Below are 18620 nucleotides of genomic sequence, written 5' to 3'. Positions count from 1 at the left end.
GTCAGGCTTTCGTGCGCAAGGCGTTTTGCATGTTTTGCTGCAGCATCATGGCTTCAAAAACAGCCGTCAAAATGGGCGACGCCGTTTTCAGCAAACCCCGCAGGCCCTCGGCCGTGATCTCGAGCAAAACGGTGCCCTCGCCCGCCAAGGCCGTGGCGCCACGGATACCGCCCTGCAGCATGGCCTGCTCACCGAAAGAATCGCCTTCTTTCAAAGTTGCAAACACAGCGCCGGTATTTTTGTCGGCCATGCGAATGGTGCCCGACTGAATGAAGTAAAGCTTGTCAGCGGGTTCACCCGCTTTGAACAGAATTTGGCCCTCTTCGAGCTTGATTTCGTCGAATGTACTGCTCATGGCAACAATGGCGGTGGTGAGGTCAGCTGCATGGTGCGCATGACGGTGGACTTGAGAATACCTTTCAAACCGGGCGGCATGTTTTTCACCAGTTTGGAGATCACATAAATCGGGAAGACCCGAACCTGCACATCATCGACCGCGATGGCGTCCATGTTGTAAGGCAAGCCCCCGACTCCCTCGGCCAGGCCAATCACGCTGCCCGGGCCCAAGCGGTAGATGTCCTCCCCCTTGACCCCCAAAACAGCCCCTTTGATCACAAAGTAGGCCGAGCTGACCGGCTCGCCTTGGCGAGCAAACCGGGTTTTGGCGCGAATCAAGGACGTGCTGAGCTCTGAAGAACCCCACAAGGAAAAGTACAAGCGCTCATTGGCATTGAGTTTGCCGGAATGGTAGAGCTGCATGCTTTGCTCGGAATAAGGGTCGCGAACACCCAAAGCGTGCAAATGCTCAATATTCACTGAAAAGGAAGCTGCAACGAATTTGCTAGTGCTCATGGCATCCCCTTGGCCGATCGCAAGCCAAGCATCGTGGATTCAATAATAAAGCCAACATTCTAGCTGAATATAAAGTAATTAACAAATCAGGGCCATCATCGCCAGTCTTTAGCATTTATACCAATAAATGAATCAATAACGAAAATTTTGGCACCATCATGGTTATGATGACGCACACGCGAAACCTCGCGCGCGCTGACGGCACCCCCTTGGTGCAATCTGTTCCATCACCGTTTTCTATCTGCTCATGAACCACTTCAGTGTCAACATTCGCCTCTTCCTTTTGGTCGGGCTTCTGTCTTTGGTGTCCATCATTGTGGGACTGACCGGTCTCAAGGGCATGTCGGAGTCGGTCAACGGCTTGCGCACCGTATACGAAGACCGGGTCGTGCCCTTGCGCGACTTGAAGGTGATCGCCGATCTTTACGCGGTGAACATCGTGGACATGGCGCACAAGGTGCGCAACGGCAACATCGAGTGGGAAGAGGCACGCAAAAACCTCAAAGATGCACGCCAGGGCATCACCAAAACCTGGAATGCCTACAAAGCCACCTACCTGGTTGAACAAGAAAAGAAATTGGTCGCTGACATCGAGCCCATGCTGGCCGCAGCGGAAACCAGCCTCAACCAACTGCAAAGCATTCTGGAAGACGAAGACCGCAAGGCCATCGCACGGTTCACGATCGACACCTTGTACCCTGTGATCGACCCCATCAGCACCAAGTTTTCTGAGCTGATCGAAGTCCAGCTCGACGTTGCCAAGTCCGAGTACACGCAGTCGCGCGACCAATACGAGCACTCGCAACTGATCAGCATCGTGTTGTTGGCAGGCGGCACCTTGGCCGGCATTTTGTTTGCCATGCGCATCGTGGGCTCGGTGGTCAATCCGCTGCGCCAAATGCAAGAAGCCGCTCAAAACGTGTCCCAAAATTTCGACTACAGCACGCGCATTCAAGTGGTGCAAGACGATGAGGTGGGCGCCACCGCACGCGCCTTCAACACCTTGCTGCAAGCCCAGCAAACTGCCAATGCACAGGTCAACAGGGTGGTCCAGCATTTGGCGGACGGTGAATTGAACCAGCGCATCGAAGGCGATTTGCAGGGTGATTTGGGCCAAATGAAACGGGCCATCAACAATTCTTTGGACAGCGTCCAGCAAACCATGAGCGGTTTCAACGGTCTGTCCAAGGCCCTCTTGCACGGCCAGTTCGCCCATGACATTGATTTCAGCACCACCCGCGGCGAGTTCCGCGAAAGCCTGGCCCAAGCCGCCACGGCCTTGCAATCGCTGCACAGCATGATCGGCAACGTCGACTCGGTGATGGCCTCGGTGGCCGCCGGCGACCTGACGCAACGCGTGCACAGCGATGCCACCGGCGATCTGCAACGCCTCAAGAGCAACATCAACAGTTCCCTGGATGCCTTGGGTCATGCCCTCGGTGCTGTGCACAACAGCACCCGCCAAGTGGCGGCGGCAGCCAACCAAACCAGCACCGCCATCGGTCAAATTTCCGACGGCGCACAAAACCAAACCCATGCCATCAGCCAAGTGGCCTTGGCCATTCGGCACACCGCGGAGTCGGTCACCGATGTGTCGCGCAACACCGCCATTGCGAGCCAGAAGTCCCGCGACTCCATGGCCATCATGCAAACCGGCATGGGCAAAATGACCCAGATGGTTCAGGTGGTGAACAACATCTCGGTGCACTCAGACAAGATCAACAAGATCACCGAAGTGATTGAAAAAATCGCCAACAAAACCAACCTGCTGTCCCTGAACGCCGCGATTGAAGCGGCCCGTGCAGGCGAGCACGGCAAAGGCTTCTCGGTCGTGGCCGAAGAAGTGGGCAAACTCGCGGCCAGCAGCGCCGAAAGCTCGCAAGAAATTGCCCGCTTGGTCCAGCAAGCCGTGGCCGAAACCGCGCAGGCCGTGCAAGTGGTTCAAGAAGTCAACCGCGACATGTCCATGATCGAGCAAGGCTCGCAAGAAACCGACCAAATGCTGCAGCGCATCTCCTCGGCCTTGGAACAACAGTCCGCCGCGGTGGAAGAGATCAATTCCAACCTGGGCAGTCTGGACCGCATTGCGGTCAGCAATGCTGCGGCCTCTGAAGAGATCACCGCCACCGTGATCGAGTTGTCGAAACTGGCGGAACAAACCCGCCAGGATCTGGGCCGCTTCACCGTTTGATCTGGACAAGAGAGCCCCTGGCTTGGTGCAGCAAAGCTCAGCGGTCGAACAAATCAATGTGAACCTGAACAACCTGGACCAGATCGCACAAAGCAACTCGGCCGCATCGGAGGAGATTGCGGCCACGGTGGTGGAGTTGTCCAAAATCGCCGACGCCACGCGCCGCGAAGTGGAACGCTTCGAAACTTAAAGCCTGTTGGCGGGCAGCGCACAAGGCCCTGCCCCATCCCGCTTGCAAGAAAAAAGGCCCTGATTTCAGGGCCTTTTTTGGTTCTTCGGGGTGGGTGTTTCAGGGACGCAAGACTCAAGTGCGGGCCTCCAGCAAGGCCTTGATCTGCGACATCAAATCCACCCCTTTGAACGGTTTGGAGAGGCTGGCATCAGCCCCCGGCACCTGGATGCTCTCAATGCCATAGCGCTGCATGATGTTGCGTGTGCTGCCAGACACCACAATCACGGGCACATCGGGCCAGCTCTGGCGCAGCTGCTCCACAAAGTCGACCCCGTCCATTTTGGGCATCACCAAATCGGTGATGACCAGATCAATGGCGTGCTGCTTCAAACAAGCCATGGCCTCGTGGCCATTGGTGGCGGTGATGACGGTATAGCCCGACATCTCCAACATTTCCTGCACACCCGCTCGCAACAGCTCTTCATCGTCCACCAACAACAAGGTGGCTGGTTCATGTGACATGTGAGATCTCGATCAATAAAGAGGCATCAAGCCTGTGTGCAGGGCAAACTGATGGTGAAGGTCGTGCCTTGGCCTGGTGCGGAGACACAGTCAATGTTGCCCCCCATTTGGGTGATGATGCTGCGCACCATCGCCAAACCCAAGCCGGTGCCCTTGCCCACCTCTTTGGTGGTGAAGAAGGGCTCAAAAATGCGCGACATGATTTCAGCCGGAATGCCATCCCCGTTGTCCGAGACGGCAATCGACACATGGCTGGCATCTGGCCGGCCCAGCTTGATGCCAATCAGGCCGTCACGCCGGTCACCAATGGCATGGCTGCCATTGACGCACAGGTTGACAATCACCTGCTGCAAAGTACCGCTCTGGCCCCGCAAAATCACGCCGGAACTCAAGGCCTGGGCATCCACCACAATGTCAATGCCCTTCAAGGTCGCTTGCAGCAAGCCCTGCGTTTCTTCGATCACCGGCAACAATTCGAAGGGCACCAAGACCTCTTCCTCGTCATGCACGCTGCCGTCTTCCTCCAGGCGCTTGCGCTCACGTCCCAAGGCATTGAGCTTGAGCACAATGTCACGGGCACGGGTGGTGGCTTGCAAAATAGCCGACAGGTTTTTGGCGGCCTTGGTCTCACTGCCCAATTTCATCTCGACCAACTCGGCGTGGTTTTGGATCACACCCAAGAGGTTGTTGAAGTCGTGCGCCACACCCGCGGCCAACTGCCCCAAGGCATCGAGCCGCTGAGACTGCTCCACCTTTTGCACCATGCGCAGGTTTTCGGCTTCTTTTTCCTTGATCTCGCGCATGTCCTTGATCGTGACCACCGCGCCCGTGAGGCGGTTGTAGGGGTCAACCAAGGGCGATGCGGTCAAGACCACAGGCAGCAGGCTTTCTTGCTCGCGGTGCAGCACCGTCCAATCGATGTTGTGCATGCGCCGGATCATGAACGCGCTCAAGGCATCCAAATCCGGAATCAGCCACACCATCATCTCTTCATTGCCCTGCGCAGCCTGCGGGACCAACAAGGTCGGCAAACGCATGACAGGGGCATTGCCGGCACGCCAAGCCACCTCGATGATCAGCGGGTCGTGGCCCGCGTTATCGACTTCGGTTTGATCGCGCAAGGCCAACAACTCACGGCTGGTTTGCTCGGCCAGGAGCAAGGGCTCGGGGCTGGACTGAGGCGGCACGGTCAGGCCCAGCAAAGCGCAGGCCGTGGGTGTGGCCCACTTCAAACGCCCCATTCTGTTGGCGTACAGCAAGGGAATCGGCAGCGACTGGACCAAACCCGGGTCTTGTGCCAAGTCCTGAACCAAGCGGCGCAGCAGCAAAGACGTTTGCAAAGGTAACCAATAAGCCAGGTCATGGCCCTTTTGTTGCCCCGGCAGCAGTTGATGAACAGGCTGCAGGGCCGTGCTGGACTTGTCACTGCCCAGCAAATCGAGCGCCATGGGGTTGGCACTGATGACACGGCCCAAACGGTCCAAGCGCAGCACGCCGTCTTGCATCGCGTCCATGCTCATTTCGAGCAGTTGGTGCTGGGCGCGAATTTCTTCACCCTTGTTGACCAAACTCGAGACATCGTGCAAGTTGATCACCGTTTGCTGGGGCATGCCCGAGGCATCGGCCAAAAACGATGAGCTCACGCGCACCGGAATGTGCGTGCCCGAGCGGTTGCGCAGCTTGGCAATCATCGCTTCTTCGTCACCCGGCGTGAGCTTTTGCAAGGTGGTGGAATTGGCCACACCCCAAGGCAAGTCGCGCTCACCGCGCACCAAGACCAAGGTCACGCGCTCGCCCAACAAACGGTGGTTGATGAAACTGATCTCCACCGCGTGCGAAGGCGCGCCCTCGCGCCAACGGATGGGCAAAGGCTGGCCGGAACCCGAGCGGTAATAGGTGTCGTCACCCGTGACCAGGGCCATCAAATCGTTCAACTCTTCGGCGGGTGCACCGCTCAGCATGGGCCAAAAAGGCATGCCCTGGAGCTGATCAACGCCGCATCCCAACAACTGCGCCATGCGGTGGTTGGCGCGCAGAACCTGACCGTCCAAGTCCAAAACCAAAGCACCCAAGAGGTTGTCGGTCAAAACTTCCCAATAAGCCGCAGCGTTCTCGACGCCCAAGCGGGTCAGCATGTGACCGTAACCCTTGAAAATCGACAACAGACGGGTTTCGTCTTCCTCAAACAGCAAACTGCTGGGCTGGCCAATCAACAAGTCACGGTCAAAGCCTGTCAGCTTGAGCAAGGCAGGGTTGCAATCTTCGATGCGCCCTGCCCGGTCCACCACCACCAAGCCGCTGTGCATATTGCCCAAAATGTCATTGACGTAGGCCATTTGCTTTTTCAGGGCCACCTCGCTGTCTTGCAGTTTTTGGTGGTGCTCTTGCAGCTCACGCGTCAAATGGTTGGCGCGCGACAAAGAGGCCTGCAAGGTGTCGCGTGCACTGGCCGACTGCATGGCCACCGCGATGGCGGCAGAAACCGGCTCCATCAGCGCTTCCAATTGGGAAGGCAGCGCCTGGAATGCGGTCATCATCAACACGCCGCGCACCTGGTCCTCAATGACCAAGGGAACCAACACCACATCACCCGAACCGGTGTGGCTCACGGACTGGAGCAAGGCGCTGGGGATCTCTGAGTTGCGCAAAATGGTTTTGCTCGCAGCCAAGGCCTGCAAGCTGGCGTAAGCACAGGTCAAGGACTCGGGCAAGGCCACATGCTGCCCCGCCGAGGTGCTTTGGCGCTGCAAGGTGCATTCGGCATGCAAACGGCGGCTGCCCGTTTCGGCTTCGATCACGTACACAGCGCAAGAGCTCAAACCCAAAAACCGCGTCAAGGTCTGCGACACCTTGTCCGACAGCGCTTTGGGGGTGTGGTCATGCCGGACGGTGTCGTGAATCAAGGCCAAACCTTGGTCGCGCCAGGAGCGCTCTTCGTGGTGGGTCTTTGCTTTTTGCAAGTTGCCGACCACCGTGGCCAGGTCACCCAACACCCCTTGTCCGCCCTGCTCCAAGGTGGCTTGCACCTGAACCAATTGGTCTTGCGCCAGCAAACGCGTGACACCCGCCAAGTCAGCAGGACTTGCCCCCAAATGACTTTGGTCAGATTGCCACCACAGCCATGCCGAAAGGACAACCACCCCGGCCGAAGCGATGGACACGGCCCAGAAAAGAGAACTCCCCCCATTCGACCCCAGCCAGCTGCTCAGCAAGAGGCCCACCACACCCACCAAAATCAAGCCCATCCAAGCTTTGGGGGTCCACGAACGAAACAGGTTCATAAAGAGCTGACCTCGAAATAAGAAAGGTACCCAAAAAGACAAAAATTAAAGAAATAATGTCTCATAGATACGTGGTAGAAGTTATCATTTTAATTGAGAGATCCTCATTATTTACAATTTTATTGATAGAATCGCGAGCGATACGGAGAATATTTGAATGACCACGATTTTGCTTGTAGATGACGAGGATCTTTTGCGCGAGGGTGTGCGTGAAATTCTGGAATTTTCTGACTTCACAGTCATCGAAGCACGCGATGGCATGGAAGCGCTCGAGCTGTTTGCCGTCAACAACGTCGACTTGGTGATCTCTGACATCGTGATGCCCAACATGGACGGTGTGGACTTTGTTTCTCGTTTGCGCGAGTCCTTTCCCGCGGTGCCGATCTTGACCATTTCGGGCGGCAGCCGCGTTGTGAGCGCTCGTTTTGGCTTGGATTCGGCCCTCCTCTCCGGGGCCAACGACAGCCTGACCAAGCCATTCACGGCCGTGCAATTGCTTGACAAGGTCAAGGCATTGCTGGCGGCCAACTGAGCCCAAGCATGGCAACGAGCGCAGGCCCATCTGTTCAGGGTTCAGACCGCGGCACGGGTGCCGAGCTGGACTTGGGCGCCAAGGTTTCGTCTGATTTCCAAAAAGCCAAGGTTTTGTTGGTGGACGACAGCCGCTTGATCCGCATGGGATTGAGGAAATCGTTGGTTGAAATCGGCTTGTCTGACATCACCGAGGCCAGTGACGGGCGCGAGGCGATCGAGACGCTGGTGCGCGAACGTTTCGACCTGATGCTGCTGGACATGGAAATGCCCGAAATGAACGGCATGGAAGTCTTGGCCGTTCTGCGCGACACGCCCCACCAAGCCTGGCCACCCGTGATTGTGATTTCGGGCGGCACCAGCCTGGAAGATGCGGTTCGCTGCATCGAGTTGGGCGCCGAAGATTACCTGTCCAAGCCTTTCAACCCGGTTTTGTTGCGCGCCCGGGTCAAAACCTCGGTGGAACGCAAGCGTTTGCGTGACCAAGAAGCTTTGCGCATGCGTCAGCTCAAAAGGCAGCACGAAGCCTTGGCTTCCGAGCAGGCCAAAACAGAACAATTGCTGCTGAACATCTTGCCGCGCAAGATTGCTCAGCGTTTGAAATCTGGCGAGGAGCACATCGCCGACGCCTTCCCCAACGTGAGTGTGTTGTTTGCCGACATGGTGGGTTTCACGGCCATGTCCCGCACCATGACGGCGAGTGCCCTGGTGGAAGTGCTGGGCGACTTGTTCTCTCGGTTCGACCTGATCACCGAAAAACACGGCCTGGAAAAAATCAAAACCATCGGCGACTGCTACATGCTGGCCGGCGGCGTGCCCGACCCCATGGACGATCACGCCCACGCGGTGATCGATGCGGCCATTGAATTTTGCACCGCCCTTGAAGAGATGCGCGAGCGCACGGGCGGCGCCTTGCGCATGCGCATTGGCGTGCACAGCGGCCCCATCGTGGCCGGCGTGATTGGCCTGCGCAAGTTCACCTATGACCTGTGGGGTGACACCGTCAACGTGGCCAGCCGAATGGAGTCCACGGGCGAGCCAGGCAGGATCCACGTTTCAGTCAACACAGCCAACCTGATCCGAAACGATTTCAAACTGGAGTCCCGTGGCTCCATCGAAGTCAAAAGCCTCGGTCAGGTCGAAACCTTTTTTGTCAACGGACGCAACTGAACTCCACTCCAGCGGCCCCGCATTGGCGTGTTTCACCAACCGCTGATCGCCGCTCAAACCAGAGAAAGCCATGGCGCGACAACACATACAACCTACTCTGCAAGAAAGGCTCATGCGAGACGACGACTTCATCGTCTCCAAGGCCGATCTCAAGGGCCGCATCACCTACAGCAACGAGGTGTTTGCCGAGTTTTCGGGTTTCACCGAGGCTGAATTTTTGGGCAAGCAGCACAACTTGGTGCGCCACCCCGACATGCCCCGTTGTGTTTTCAAATTGCTGTGGCAACACATCGAAAGCGGCCAAGAAATTTTTGCCTACGTGAAGAACCTGTGCAAAGACGGCTCTTTTTACTGGGTCTTGGCCAACGTCACGCCTTCGCGCGACGCACAGGGCAAGGTCGTGGGTTACTACTCGGTGCGCCGCAAACCCAACCCCAAAGCGCTGAGTGTGATCATTCCGCTGTACAAGCAACTGCTTCAGACCGAACAAAACGCTGGCTCGCGTGATGCCATCGAGGCTTCACTGACCCAAATGCACAACCTCCTCCAAGAAAAGGGCGTCAGCTATGAGCGCTTCATCCTCGACCTCCAAGGGCTTTGATCTCAGCCCCCAACTCCTCTTGGGGTTGGCAGGTGTTCTGGGCTTGGCTGCAGCCGCCTTCGCGTTGTGGCAATCACCCGATAGCTCTGTGCTGATCGCTTTGTGCGCCCTGACCGCCTTGCTTTTGCTGGCGGGCTTGAAGGCCGTCGGCCGCGAAAACGAACTGCTGGCTCGGATTGACCATGTTTTGTCCGAAGCCGCCCAAGGCCAATTGGAAGCCCGAATCACCCAAATTCCAGCCCAAGGCCGTTTGGTGGAAGCAGCCTGGCGCGTGAACGACGTGCTGGACCAAATTGAGGCGGTCTTCCGCGAATCCATGACCGTGGTGACACGCATGGGTTCAGGGGACTTCTCTCGCCACCCCCAGCCTGCAGGCCTCCGAGGTTTGTACCCTCAGGTGCTGGCGCAAATCGCCACCGTCCAGAAAAACATGGATGTCACGGTCCAAATGCTCAGCCAGAGCATGCGCTCCATGGCCCAGGGTGACTTTGAAGTGCGTGTGACGACACAAGGCCAAACCGGCCAGTTCTTGGACATCCTGAACGACGCGCGCACCACCATCGAGGTGTTGGACGCGCTCATCAGCGATGTGGTCAAGGTCATGGACGCGGTGTCCAACGGCGATCTGAGCCAGCGCGTGCGGGCGCATGGCGAGGGCTCTTTGGGCAAGCTCAAAGACGACATCAACGACTCTTTGCAGGCCCTGGCCATTTCCATGCGTCAGATTGGCGAAAACGCCCAGCAAGTGGCTGGCGCGGCCAACGACACCAGCACCGCGATTGGCCAGTTGGCCGACGGCGCACAAAGCCAAACCCAATTCATTGGCCACATGGTCAGCGCCATTCGCCAAACGGCCGCGGCGGTGAGTGACATCGCCTCCAACACCGAGCACGCCAGCCGTCAAGCCCAAGAGTCGACCACCATCGTGCGGGGCGGGCAAGACAAAATGGTCCAAATGGTGGATGTGGTCAATGGCATTGCCCTGAGCTCGGAAAAAATCAACAAGATCACCGATGTGATCGAGAAGATCGCCAACAAAACCAACCTCTTGTCTTTGAACGCGGCCATCGAAGCGGCCCGTGCCGGCGAGCATGGCAAAGGCTTTGCGGTGGTGGCCGACGAGGTGGGCAAATTGGCCGCCAGCAGCGCCGACAGCACCAAAGAGATCACCCAGCTGATTCAGCAAGCCAGCCAACAAGCCAAAGAAGCGGTGATTGCGGTGAAAGAGGTGAGCTCGGACATGGAGCGCATCGTCAAGTCTTCCACCGAAACCGATGGCATGCTGCAGCGCATTTCAGCGTCCGTGGAAGAGCAAACCCGCATGATCCAAGAGATCAACTCCAGCGTTGAAAACCTGGAGCAAATTGCCCGCAGCAACTCGGCTGCATCCGAAGAATTGGCAGCCTCGATGATCGAGTTGTCCAGGGTGGCCGATTCCACCCGGACCGAAATCACCAAGTTCAGCACCTAAGCGGCGAGACCCCATCCCATGGAACTGGTACTTTTCGACATCCAAGAAAACCGCTTTGCGCTGCGTGCGTCAGCGGTCAGCCAGGTGCTGGAATCCTTGGCAGTGACACCCCTGCCCTATGCACCGCCTGAAGTCGAAGGCCTGGTCAATGTCACGGGCACTGTGCTGCTGAAAATCGATCTGGCACTGCGCTTGGGCATGCCCGCGCGCACAGCCGACGCCAACGGCAACTTGCTGGTGGTCATCACAGGCCATGAAAACATCGCGCTGCAGGTCGATCGGGTGCACAACAAGATCAACCTGGACGAATCCCTGCTGACCCCTTATGTGGACCCCGATCAGCGCAACCTGGTCTGCGGCGAGTTCACACTCAACGAGCGCATGATTTTGCTTTTGGATGAGCAATCTCTGGACATGCGCAACATGGACGCCACAGGCGTGCCCGAAGGCGGCGGCGGCCTGATTGGTTTTGACCTGCACGACACGGCAAGAACCGACGCGGCCAAGCAGGCCAACAACGACATGGCCACGGTCACCGTGGAAGACTGCGGGGAAACCTACGCACTGCACATGGCCCATGTGCAAGAGATCGTGGAGATCGGTGCCTTGACGCAACTGCCTGGCGCAAGCCCCGAAGTTCAAGGCCTCATGCAACTGCGCGGCCAGGCCTTGCTGATCGTGTCTTTGGGCGGATTGCTGCACCGACCCCACACCACCGAGTCGAAATTTGTGCTGGTCGTGAAGGTCCAAGGTCTGCAACTGGGTGTGAGCGTTTCGGCCATCTTGGGCATCGAACGCTACCCTCGTGAAGCCGTTCAAGCGGTGGCGGGTTCGCAAGATGCCCAGTTGGAGGGCTACCTCAATGGGGCCGCTGGCCGAGAAGGTCACATGACCGGTTTGTTGTCGATGACGGGCCTGCTCTCACCCCAAGCCGTTGCCCATTACCAGCGTTTTTTGACCCAGCAAACCACCTTCATGCTCCACAACAACCATTTGGTCCCCAGCGCCATGCGCCGCATGCTTTCTTTCAGATTGGGAAGTGAACGCTGCGCCCTGCCCTTGGGGCTTGTGGACCGCGTGGAAGAGTACACCGCCAGCGTGGATCTGCCCGAAGGCGACCAAAGCCTGAGCGGCGTGATCCAGATCAAGGGGGAGATTGCGCCGGTCATCGATTTGCGCAAAATGCTGGGGGTAGCGCCCCTGGAAACCTCGTCCTACGTGGTGGTTCGCGTGGACAACGAGCCTTGGGCCTTGATTGTGGACCGCATCGAACGCGTCATCGACATCGAAGAAGCCAACATCACCCCGGTTCGAAACCAGCAAAACGATTACCTGAACGAGGTTGGCAAGCTTGACGGCGAGCTGATTTCACTCATCACTTTGGCGCCACTGACCTTGGCTGCCAAACGCCAAATGAAATGAAATGAACAGCCTGTGACACAAGATAAAAAAGTCAATGACTTGATCAGTCAAATGCGCTCAGCGGTCGACACCGCCCGCGCCGCCACGACCACGCCAGCCGCACCTTCTTACAGCAGCCAGGCCGCCAAACCTGCGCCGACGCCGGCACCCGCATCGTTCAGCCGGCCTGAAGAGGCCAGCCAATCGCGTGCCTTGCTGGTGTTGATCAACGAGCTGATGGCGGGCGTAGAAACTCGCTTTGGCATCAAGCCCGGCACCCTGGTCGAGCGCAAGCTGGTGCGCATTTTCAAAGACATGCCCATGGCCACGTTGAAAGACTGGGTCGAGAGCATGAACAACTGCTCGACAGAGCACTCTGAATGGCAATCGCTGGTCGAAAACTTGACCGTGCATGAAACCTATTTCTGCCGCGACCCCGATCTCATGAACATGTTGGCCGATGAGATCATGCCCCACCTGCTGAACCTGCGCAAAACCCAAAAGCAAGTGCAAATTTGGTCGGCCGCCAGCTCCACAGGTGAAGAAGTTTATGACCTCACCTTCTCGGCATTGCGGGCCATGCAAAAAGCCGGCTATGCCCGTTTGTTTGAAGGCAAATTGGTGCCCGAAGCCGGCTGGAGCGTGTTCTCTTTTGGCACCGACATTTCCAACCAGGCGCTGCGCACGGCCAAAGCGGCTGTGTACGGAGACCTGGGCATGGGCTCGTTTCGCAATTTGCCAGACGAGTGGAAAACCATGTTCGAGGACGTCAAGATTGCGCCCGCCAACGCCATGCCCGGTGTGAACTACTTCAAGATCCGCGAGTGGATTCGCCAATGCACACGCTTTGAGCGCTTCAACCTCATGAACAACCGTCCGCCTGTCATGGGCATGGACTTGGTGTTCTGCCGCAACGTGCTGATCTACTTTGAAGACCCCATCAAGAAAGCCGTGCAGACCATGCTGGCACGCGCCATGTCGACGGGCGGTGTGTTGGTTCTGGGCGCATCGGTTCAAATGCTGGTGCCAGAATATTTCGAATCACGCTTGGGCAAGGGCGGCCCCTGGTACGTGAGAAATGACAAGCGCGTATGATCAGATTGCTCATTTCTGACGACTCGGCGTTCATGCGCATCGCCATCCGCAAGATGGTGGAGAGTCAAAGCGACATCGAAGTGGTCGGTGAAGCCAAGACCGGGCAAATGTGCGTGGAGATGGCGCGCGAGCTGCGCCCAGACGTCATCACCATGGACGTCGAAATGCCGGTGATGGATGGCCTCGAAGCCACCCGCCAAATCATGGCTGCAACGCCCTGCCCCATCATCATGCTCAGCAGTCTGACCGAACGCAACTCGGTCACGACCATCCGTGCGCTGGAATTGGGTGCGGTCGATTTCATTGCCAAAAAGTCCTCTTTTGTGCAACTCGACATTGTGCAAATCGGTGCCGACTTGGTTGAAAAACTGCGCTACTGGGCCAAAAAGAAATCCCGCCTGAGCACCATCCGCAGCTTTGGCGCGTCCCCCTTGTCGGCGGCCAACAACGCGCCTGCAGCACCGCGTCAGTTGCGCACGGTCCCGTCGCAGCAAAGCGCTGGCTTGGTGGTCTTGGGCATCTCCACAGGGGGTCCCGCCACCCTGCCGCATGTGCTCAAGTCCATGGGCCGCTTGGGCTGCCCCATGGTGGTGGCGCAACACATGCCGCCCATGTTCACCAGCGGTTTTGCAGCGCACTTGCGCAGTGAGACCGGCTTGGACGTGGTTGAAAGCACGGAACAGATGGAACTCAAGCCCGGCATGATCGTGATCGCCAAAGGCGGCACCGATGTGGTCATCCGCGAGCCTTTCCCCGGCAAGCTGATGCTGTACCAAAAAACCGATGTCAGCGCGACCATCCACCCCAACGCCGATGTGCTGTTCCGCTCGGCTGCGGCCACCTCTTGCCATGTGGTGGCGGTGGTCATGACCGGCATGGGCAGCGATGGCATGCTGGGTGCCAAAGACTTGGTGGCGCGCAAAAACGCGCATGTCCTGGTCCAAGAACCCGAAAGTTGCATCGTGGACGGCATGCCCACATCGACCCTGAATGCTGGCTTGGCCACGGCCGTGCTTTCCCCCAAAGAGATCGGTACCCGCCTTTCTCGCTTGTGCGTTTCACGCACAATTCCCACTTTCAAAACCTCTGTTTGATAGAGACTGCCTCATGACCAAGAAACGCATACTCATTGTTGACGACTCTTTTGTGATGCGCGCCCTGTTGCGTGGCATCGTCACCTCCGATCCTGATTTGGAAGTGGCTGGCGAAGCCACCAATGGCCTGGAAGCCCTCCAGCAAGTCAAAGAGATCGCCCCCGATCTGGTCTTGCTCGACATCGAGATGCCCCACATGGATGGCATCGAGTGCATCAAGCGCCTGCGCCTGATGAGCAAAGTGCCGGTGATCATCGTGTCTTCGGTGGCCCAAGCCGGCTCCCCACAAGCCATTGAAGCCCGCAAATTTGGCGCGGCCGAAGTGATTGCCAAACCATCGGGTGCCATGAGTCTTGACCTCAATGCCAAAAAAGGCCACGAGATCGTCACCGCCTCACGCCGAGTGCTGGGTCTGTCGTAAAAGGCATTGCCTGTTTTTCGACACTAAGCTCGAAAGGAGTGTGGGACCGTGTCTGACGATTTTCTAGAAACCATCTGGGCGCAGTACGCAGTAGAGACCGAAGAGCACATTGAAAGCATTGAGTCCTTGTTGGTCAAGGCCGACGGTGAGTCGCTCAATGCCGAAGAGGTGTCGGGGCTCTTCCGAGCCTTTCACTCGCTCAAGGGTCTGAGCCGGGTCATGGAATTGGGCGCCCTGGAGTCGGTCGCCCACCGCTGCGAGGATTTGCTCGGCATGGTCCGCGAAGGCACAGCCGCGCTCGACAAGAACACGGTAGACCTGTTGCTGCGCTCGCTCGACGTGATCAAGGTTCTGTGCGAAAAAGCCGTGGCCGAGCGCAGCGACGGTGAAAAACCCGCTGCACTGCTGGCAGAACTTGAGCGCGCCTTCAAAATGGTCAGTCAGGGCCAAGCCTTGACCGTGCCAGACCACAACGAAATCCCTGCGGCACCCGCACCCGAGCCAGCCCCCGTAGCGGAAGCAGCGCCACCAGCTGCCAACGCCGCCACTGAAGCCCCTGCAGCACCCGTAACAACGGCATCGCCTGCAGCCGCCAGCCCGGCGAGCAGTCCTGCGCCCGCGCCTGCCGCTGCACCGGTTCGCACCGAACCCACCAAAGCCGCGGACGGCACGACCGACAACCGCCAAGTGGTGTTCTTGCGCCTGATCAGCAACGGTTTGCCGATTCTGGAACGTTTGGCCAATTCGATTGCCACCAAGCAAGAGGCTTCTCAAGTCTTGGCGGTGGCCAACGACATCCGCAAACCTTTGAGCTGGATGCTCAAAGGCTCCAACAGCCTGGGTTATGCCGGTCTGGACACCCGCATCGAAGAAATTTTGGAGGCCTTGCCGGTCACGGATGTGATCTCCCAGGCCGACGGCGAGCGCATGGTCGATGTGATCGTGGCCTTTTTGGACGACCTCAAAACCCTGGGTGAAACCACGGGCGTGGATCTGGGCGGAGAGTCCTTGGCCAAAGTTTTGGCACGCACCCTCAAAGACAACCTGTTGATGCATCTGACCCAGGTGGAAGCTTTGCTGCAGACCCTGGAAGCCGCGGGCCAGGAGGCAGAAGAAATTGCCAACCAGCTGTCGCAGCGCTTTTCGCGCATCCACGGCTACCTCTCTTCGCTCTACCCCCAGTCGCGCACCGATGTGCCTTTGCTCTTGGTCGATGCCTTTGCGCGCGCAGCCCGCAACCAAATGGGCATGGACACCGAAGTCATCGGGCTGTCCCGCGAAGCTTTGCAATTCATCCGCGATTTGCTCGGTGCCAGCGGGCGCCAGCCTTTGAAGCAAGGCCCCTTGAAAGAGACCGACGAGCGACTGCACCAACGCATTCGTGACTACCTGTGGTCGCACGACGATGCGGGCGACACCCCCGTGGACGCTGTTCGCCAGTTTGTGGCGTCGATGAACATCCCGATTGAACTCTCGGAGCTGCTCTCGCCCGACAACACCCGCGAGTTGGTGGAGCTGATCCAGGACGGCCACTTGGCCTATTTGATCAAAGCGCACCTGGAATCGTCCGAGAGCATTGCCACCGCTTTCCTGGAATGGGTGCACGACAAAGGCCGTGTGATCACCAACCGGACTTTGATCGAGGACAACCTGAGCTGGTACGAAATGCTGTTCATTTCGAAGGCGCCTCGCCCTGCCATTGAGCAAGACCTGAGCGCCATCGACCAAGGCTCTGGCCATGTTTTGCTGCTGGGCGAGTTGGGCAAAGACCACAACAAACCCAATCCGACCGCCAAGCCGGCGGCGGCAAGCGCTGCAGCTGCCGCACCCGCGGCCAAACCCGCTGCTGTTTCGGCGCCAGCTGCTCCCGCACCCGCGGCAGCACCTGCGGCGACCGCGCCAGCACCTGCTGCCCAAGCCCCTGTCGCAGCAGCAGCAACTGCGCCTGCCCCATCGGCCGCAGCAGCGCCTGCCCCATCGGCTGCACCTGTTGCTGCTGCAAGCACCACCGAAGTGGCGGTCGCCAAACCCGCAGCGGCAGCGCCAGCGCGGGCGGCTACACCCGCCGCAGGCAACGCCTCGTCCAACGTGATCCGTGTGCCGGGCGAAATGCTCGACCAGTTCATGAACCAAATTGGCGAGATGGTACTGGTGCGTGGCCAACTCTCGCACATCATCAGCGACCAGCGCGCGCGTGAAGGTTTGATCCGCTTGCGGCAAGAAGGTCATCAGAAAGACCCACAAAGCCAATTGGCCGACATTCAGCAAGTCGCTGAAAACCTGGAAGACCAACTGCGCCGCCTGCAAGAAACCGACGCCCTGATCCAAGGCGCCTTGTCACGCCTGCAAGACAGCGTGATGGGCCTGCGCGTCGTGCCTGTGGAGCTGGTGTTCAAACGCTTCCCACGCATGGTGCGCGACTTGGCTTTGGCACAAGGCAAGCAAATCCGTTTGGAATTGATTGGCCAAGAAGTCAAGATCGACAAAGCCATGGTCGAGTCTTTGGCCGACCCCCTGCTGCACATGGTGCGCAACAGCGCCGACCACGGCGTGGAAAAACCCGAAGAGCGTCGCCAAGCAGGCAAACCGGATGAAGCGGTCATCCGCATCCAGGCCGAACAGCAAGGCAGCCGCATCATGATCCGCGTGATCGATGACGGCAAAGGCATTGACCCCGAACGCGTGCGCCGCAAAGCGGTGGACCGCGGCTTGGTCAAAGAAGAAGACAGCCTGCAGATGAGCAAAGAAGACATTCTGGGCTTCATCTTCCGCCCGGCTTTCAGCACCGCCGATGTGGTCACCGAGACCTCGGGCCGAGGCGTGGGCATGGACGTGGTGCGCACCAGCGTGATGCGCTTGGGCGGCACCATCCACCTCGACTCCGAAGTCGGCCGTGGCACCACCTTCACCATGCAAATGCCGCTGTCTGCGGCCGTGCAAGAAGTGTTGCTGGTCAACACCGCCAACCAGACCATGGCCATCCCCGGCCGTTATGTGGCCGAGTTGGTCGAGGTCAGCCCGGAAGAGTACCAAACCGTCAAAGGCCGCACCGCGATCTTGCTGCGGGGCAACTTTTTGCCCATCGTGCGGCTGGAAGAAGTGCTGGGCTACCCGCCCGCCGAGAAGCAGTCACACCGCTATGTGGTGGTGCTGAGCGACGGACAACGCACTTTGGGTGTCTCGGTGCAAGAGTTCGTGGGTCGCCAAGAACTCTTCACCAAAGACATCCACCCACGCTTGGCGGCATTGCCCGGTGTTGGCGGCGCCAGTATTTTGGGCGATGGTCGGGTGGTGTTGATTTTGGACGCTGCAGCTTTGTACCGCTTGGCGGAAAACCTGCAAACGCCCCACCACTTGCCACTGAGCGCGTAAATCGGGCACGGCAAGGCACATGGCGCAGTTCCTTCACATCCGAGTCGAAGACATTGACCTCCTGCTGCCTGCTTTGCAGGTGCACGAGGTCATTGGTCTTGAGCCACAAAGCCGCTCGGCCGAAGACCATGCCATTTGGCGCGACCAAGTGATTGCCAGCTGCGACTTAGGCCACGTCCTGCAAAGATGTGCCACCGCCCTGAGCCACCGTCAGTACGGCGTGGTGTACAGCCCTGACGACTCGGATGCTTTGCCGGTATTGATGCTGATTGACGAGGTTTTGGGTTTGCGCAACCCCCAGCCAGACCAGCTGCACAAACTGCCGGGCGTGATGACCACGGCGCATGGCCTGTTTGACGGGATCTGGATCGACAACAAACTGGGTCTCAAAGCCTATTGCGTCAAAAACCAATTGCCTGCGGATTTTTTGGGCTGAAACTTCAGCG

16 protein-coding genes are annotated in these 18620 nt (G+C 58.3%); 12 read left to right on the top strand and 4 right to left on the bottom strand.

From position 1 onward, the window contains the following. Position 1: 1 nt before the first annotated feature. Positions 2–355: a cyclic nucleotide-binding domain-containing protein gene (locus B9Z31_RS06980; RefSeq protein WP_100118856.1), complete on the bottom strand. Its 354-nt coding sequence runs from the start codon at positions 353–355 to the stop codon at positions 2–4. Continuing rightward, on the bottom strand, positions 352–852 hold the full coding sequence (locus tag B9Z31_RS06975) for a Crp/Fnr family transcriptional regulator (RefSeq protein ID WP_143473820.1): 501 nt from the start codon (positions 850–852) through the stop codon (positions 352–354). Before B9Z31_RS06975 ends, B9Z31_RS06980 begins: the two co-directional genes overlap by 4 nt. Before the next feature lie 247 nt (positions 853–1099). Here B9Z31_RS06975 and B9Z31_RS06970 point away from each other — a divergent pair, with 247 nt between their 5' ends. Together B9Z31_RS06970 and B9Z31_RS15480 are read left to right on the top strand one after the other, a co-directional pair. Beyond that, positions 1100–3043, top strand: coding sequence for a methyl-accepting chemotaxis protein (locus tag B9Z31_RS06970; RefSeq protein WP_100118854.1), 1944 nt, complete (start codon positions 1100–1102; stop codon positions 3041–3043). A gap of 25 nt (positions 3044–3068) precedes the next feature. Next, entirely contained in the window at positions 3069–3233 is a 165-nt protein-coding gene (locus tag B9Z31_RS15480) for a hypothetical protein (protein WP_158235661.1), read from the top strand. 114 nt (positions 3234–3347) lie between these two features. Here the strand turns inward: B9Z31_RS15480 and B9Z31_RS06965 are convergent, their stop codons facing one another. Beyond that, entirely contained in the window at positions 3348–3737 is a 390-nt protein-coding gene (locus B9Z31_RS06965) for a response regulator (protein WP_100118853.1), read from the bottom strand. 26 nt (positions 3738–3763) lie between these two features. Continuing rightward, a complete protein-coding gene (locus tag B9Z31_RS06960; RefSeq protein WP_100118852.1) occupies positions 3764–7018 on the bottom strand; it encodes an ATP-binding protein in 3255 nt (1084 codons plus the stop codon). 157 nt (positions 7019–7175) lie between these two features. Between B9Z31_RS06960 and B9Z31_RS06955 the strand changes: the two genes are divergently transcribed. From B9Z31_RS06955 to B9Z31_RS06910, 10 genes are all read left to right on the top strand, one after another. Further along, positions 7176–7550, top strand: a complete 375-nt coding sequence (locus tag B9Z31_RS06955) for a response regulator transcription factor (protein ID WP_100118851.1) — start codon at positions 7176–7178, stop codon at positions 7548–7550. Between the two features lie 8 nt (positions 7551–7558). Continuing rightward, positions 7559–8719: an adenylate/guanylate cyclase domain-containing protein gene (locus B9Z31_RS06950; protein WP_100118850.1), complete on the top strand. Its 1161-nt coding sequence runs from the start codon at positions 7559–7561 to the stop codon at positions 8717–8719. Positions 8720–8831: 112 nt separating this feature from the next. Next, positions 8832–9320, top strand: coding sequence for a PAS domain-containing protein (locus tag B9Z31_RS06945; protein WP_233200822.1), 489 nt, complete (start codon positions 8832–8834; stop codon positions 9318–9320). Then, positions 9286–10791 carry a methyl-accepting chemotaxis protein gene (locus tag B9Z31_RS06940; RefSeq protein WP_100118848.1) on the top strand — a complete coding sequence of 502 codons (1506 nt, stop codon included), beginning with the start codon at positions 9286–9288 and terminating at the stop codon, positions 10789–10791. Before B9Z31_RS06945 ends, B9Z31_RS06940 begins: the two co-directional genes overlap by 35 nt. Positions 10792–10809: 18 nt before the next feature. Next, a complete protein-coding gene (locus tag B9Z31_RS06935; RefSeq protein WP_100118847.1) occupies positions 10810–12213 on the top strand; it encodes a chemotaxis protein CheW in 1404 nt (467 codons plus the stop codon). 12 nt (positions 12214–12225) lie between these two features. After that, positions 12226–13287, top strand: coding sequence for a protein-glutamate O-methyltransferase CheR (locus B9Z31_RS06930; RefSeq protein WP_143473819.1), 1062 nt, complete (start codon positions 12226–12228; stop codon positions 13285–13287). Beyond that, entirely contained in the window at positions 13284–14381 is a 1098-nt protein-coding gene (gene cheB, locus B9Z31_RS06925) for a chemotaxis-specific protein-glutamate methyltransferase CheB (protein ID WP_100118845.1), read from the top strand. Before B9Z31_RS06930 ends, cheB begins: the two co-directional genes overlap by 4 nt. Positions 14382–14394: 13 nt before the next feature. Then, complete coding sequence (locus tag B9Z31_RS06920) at positions 14395–14802, top strand: response regulator (protein WP_019431196.1); 408 nt, start codon at positions 14395–14397, stop codon at positions 14800–14802. 48 nt (positions 14803–14850) lie between these two features. Further along, positions 14851–18174 carry a chemotaxis protein CheA gene (locus B9Z31_RS06915; RefSeq protein WP_100118844.1) on the top strand — a complete coding sequence of 1108 codons (3324 nt, stop codon included), beginning with the start codon at positions 14851–14853 and terminating at the stop codon, positions 18172–18174. Between the two features lie 19 nt (positions 18175–18193). Next, the gene (locus tag B9Z31_RS06910; RefSeq protein ID WP_100118843.1) at positions 18194–18610 is read left to right on the top strand and encodes a chemotaxis protein CheW; all 417 of its coding nucleotides are present in this window, start codon (positions 18194–18196) and stop codon (positions 18608–18610) included. The last annotated feature ends 10 nt before the right edge of the window (positions 18611–18620 follow it).

Source organism: Limnohabitans sp. G3-2, assembly GCF_002778275.1.
Classification (GTDB): Bacteria; Pseudomonadota; Gammaproteobacteria; order Burkholderiales; family Burkholderiaceae_C; genus Limnohabitans_A.
This window is presented reverse-complemented; position numbering and strand designations above follow the sequence as displayed.

Coding starts and splice junctions, on each gene's coding strand:
- B9Z31_RS06980 (WP_100118856.1), bottom strand. CDS start 355: ATGAGCAGTACATTCGACGAAATCAAGCTCGAAGAGGGCCAAATTCTG.
- B9Z31_RS06975 (WP_143473820.1), bottom strand. CDS start 852: ATGAGCACTAGCAAATTCGTTGCAGCTTCCTTTTCAGTGAATATTGAG.
- B9Z31_RS06970 (WP_100118854.1), top strand. CDS start 1,100: ATGAACCACTTCAGTGTCAACATTCGCCTCTTCCTTTTGGTCGGGCTT.
- B9Z31_RS06965 (WP_100118853.1), bottom strand. CDS start 3,737: ATGTCACATGAACCAGCCACCTTGTTGTTGGTGGACGATGAAGAGCTG.
- B9Z31_RS06960 (WP_100118852.1), bottom strand. CDS start 7,018: ATGAACCTGTTTCGTTCGTGGACCCCCAAAGCTTGGATGGGCTTGATT.
- B9Z31_RS06955 (WP_100118851.1), top strand. CDS start 7,176: ATGACCACGATTTTGCTTGTAGATGACGAGGATCTTTTGCGCGAGGGT.
- B9Z31_RS06950 (WP_100118850.1), top strand. CDS start 7,559: ATGGCAACGAGCGCAGGCCCATCTGTTCAGGGTTCAGACCGCGGCACG.
- B9Z31_RS06945 (WP_233200822.1), top strand. CDS start 8,832: ATGCGAGACGACGACTTCATCGTCTCCAAGGCCGATCTCAAGGGCCGC.
- B9Z31_RS06940 (WP_100118848.1), top strand. CDS start 9,286: ATGAGCGCTTCATCCTCGACCTCCAAGGGCTTTGATCTCAGCCCCCAA.
- B9Z31_RS06935 (WP_100118847.1), top strand. CDS start 10,810: ATGGAACTGGTACTTTTCGACATCCAAGAAAACCGCTTTGCGCTGCGT.
- cheB (WP_100118845.1), top strand. CDS start 13,284: ATGATCAGATTGCTCATTTCTGACGACTCGGCGTTCATGCGCATCGCC.
- B9Z31_RS06920 (WP_019431196.1), top strand. CDS start 14,395: ATGACCAAGAAACGCATACTCATTGTTGACGACTCTTTTGTGATGCGC.
- B9Z31_RS06910 (WP_100118843.1), top strand. CDS start 18,194: ATGGCGCAGTTCCTTCACATCCGAGTCGAAGACATTGACCTCCTGCTG.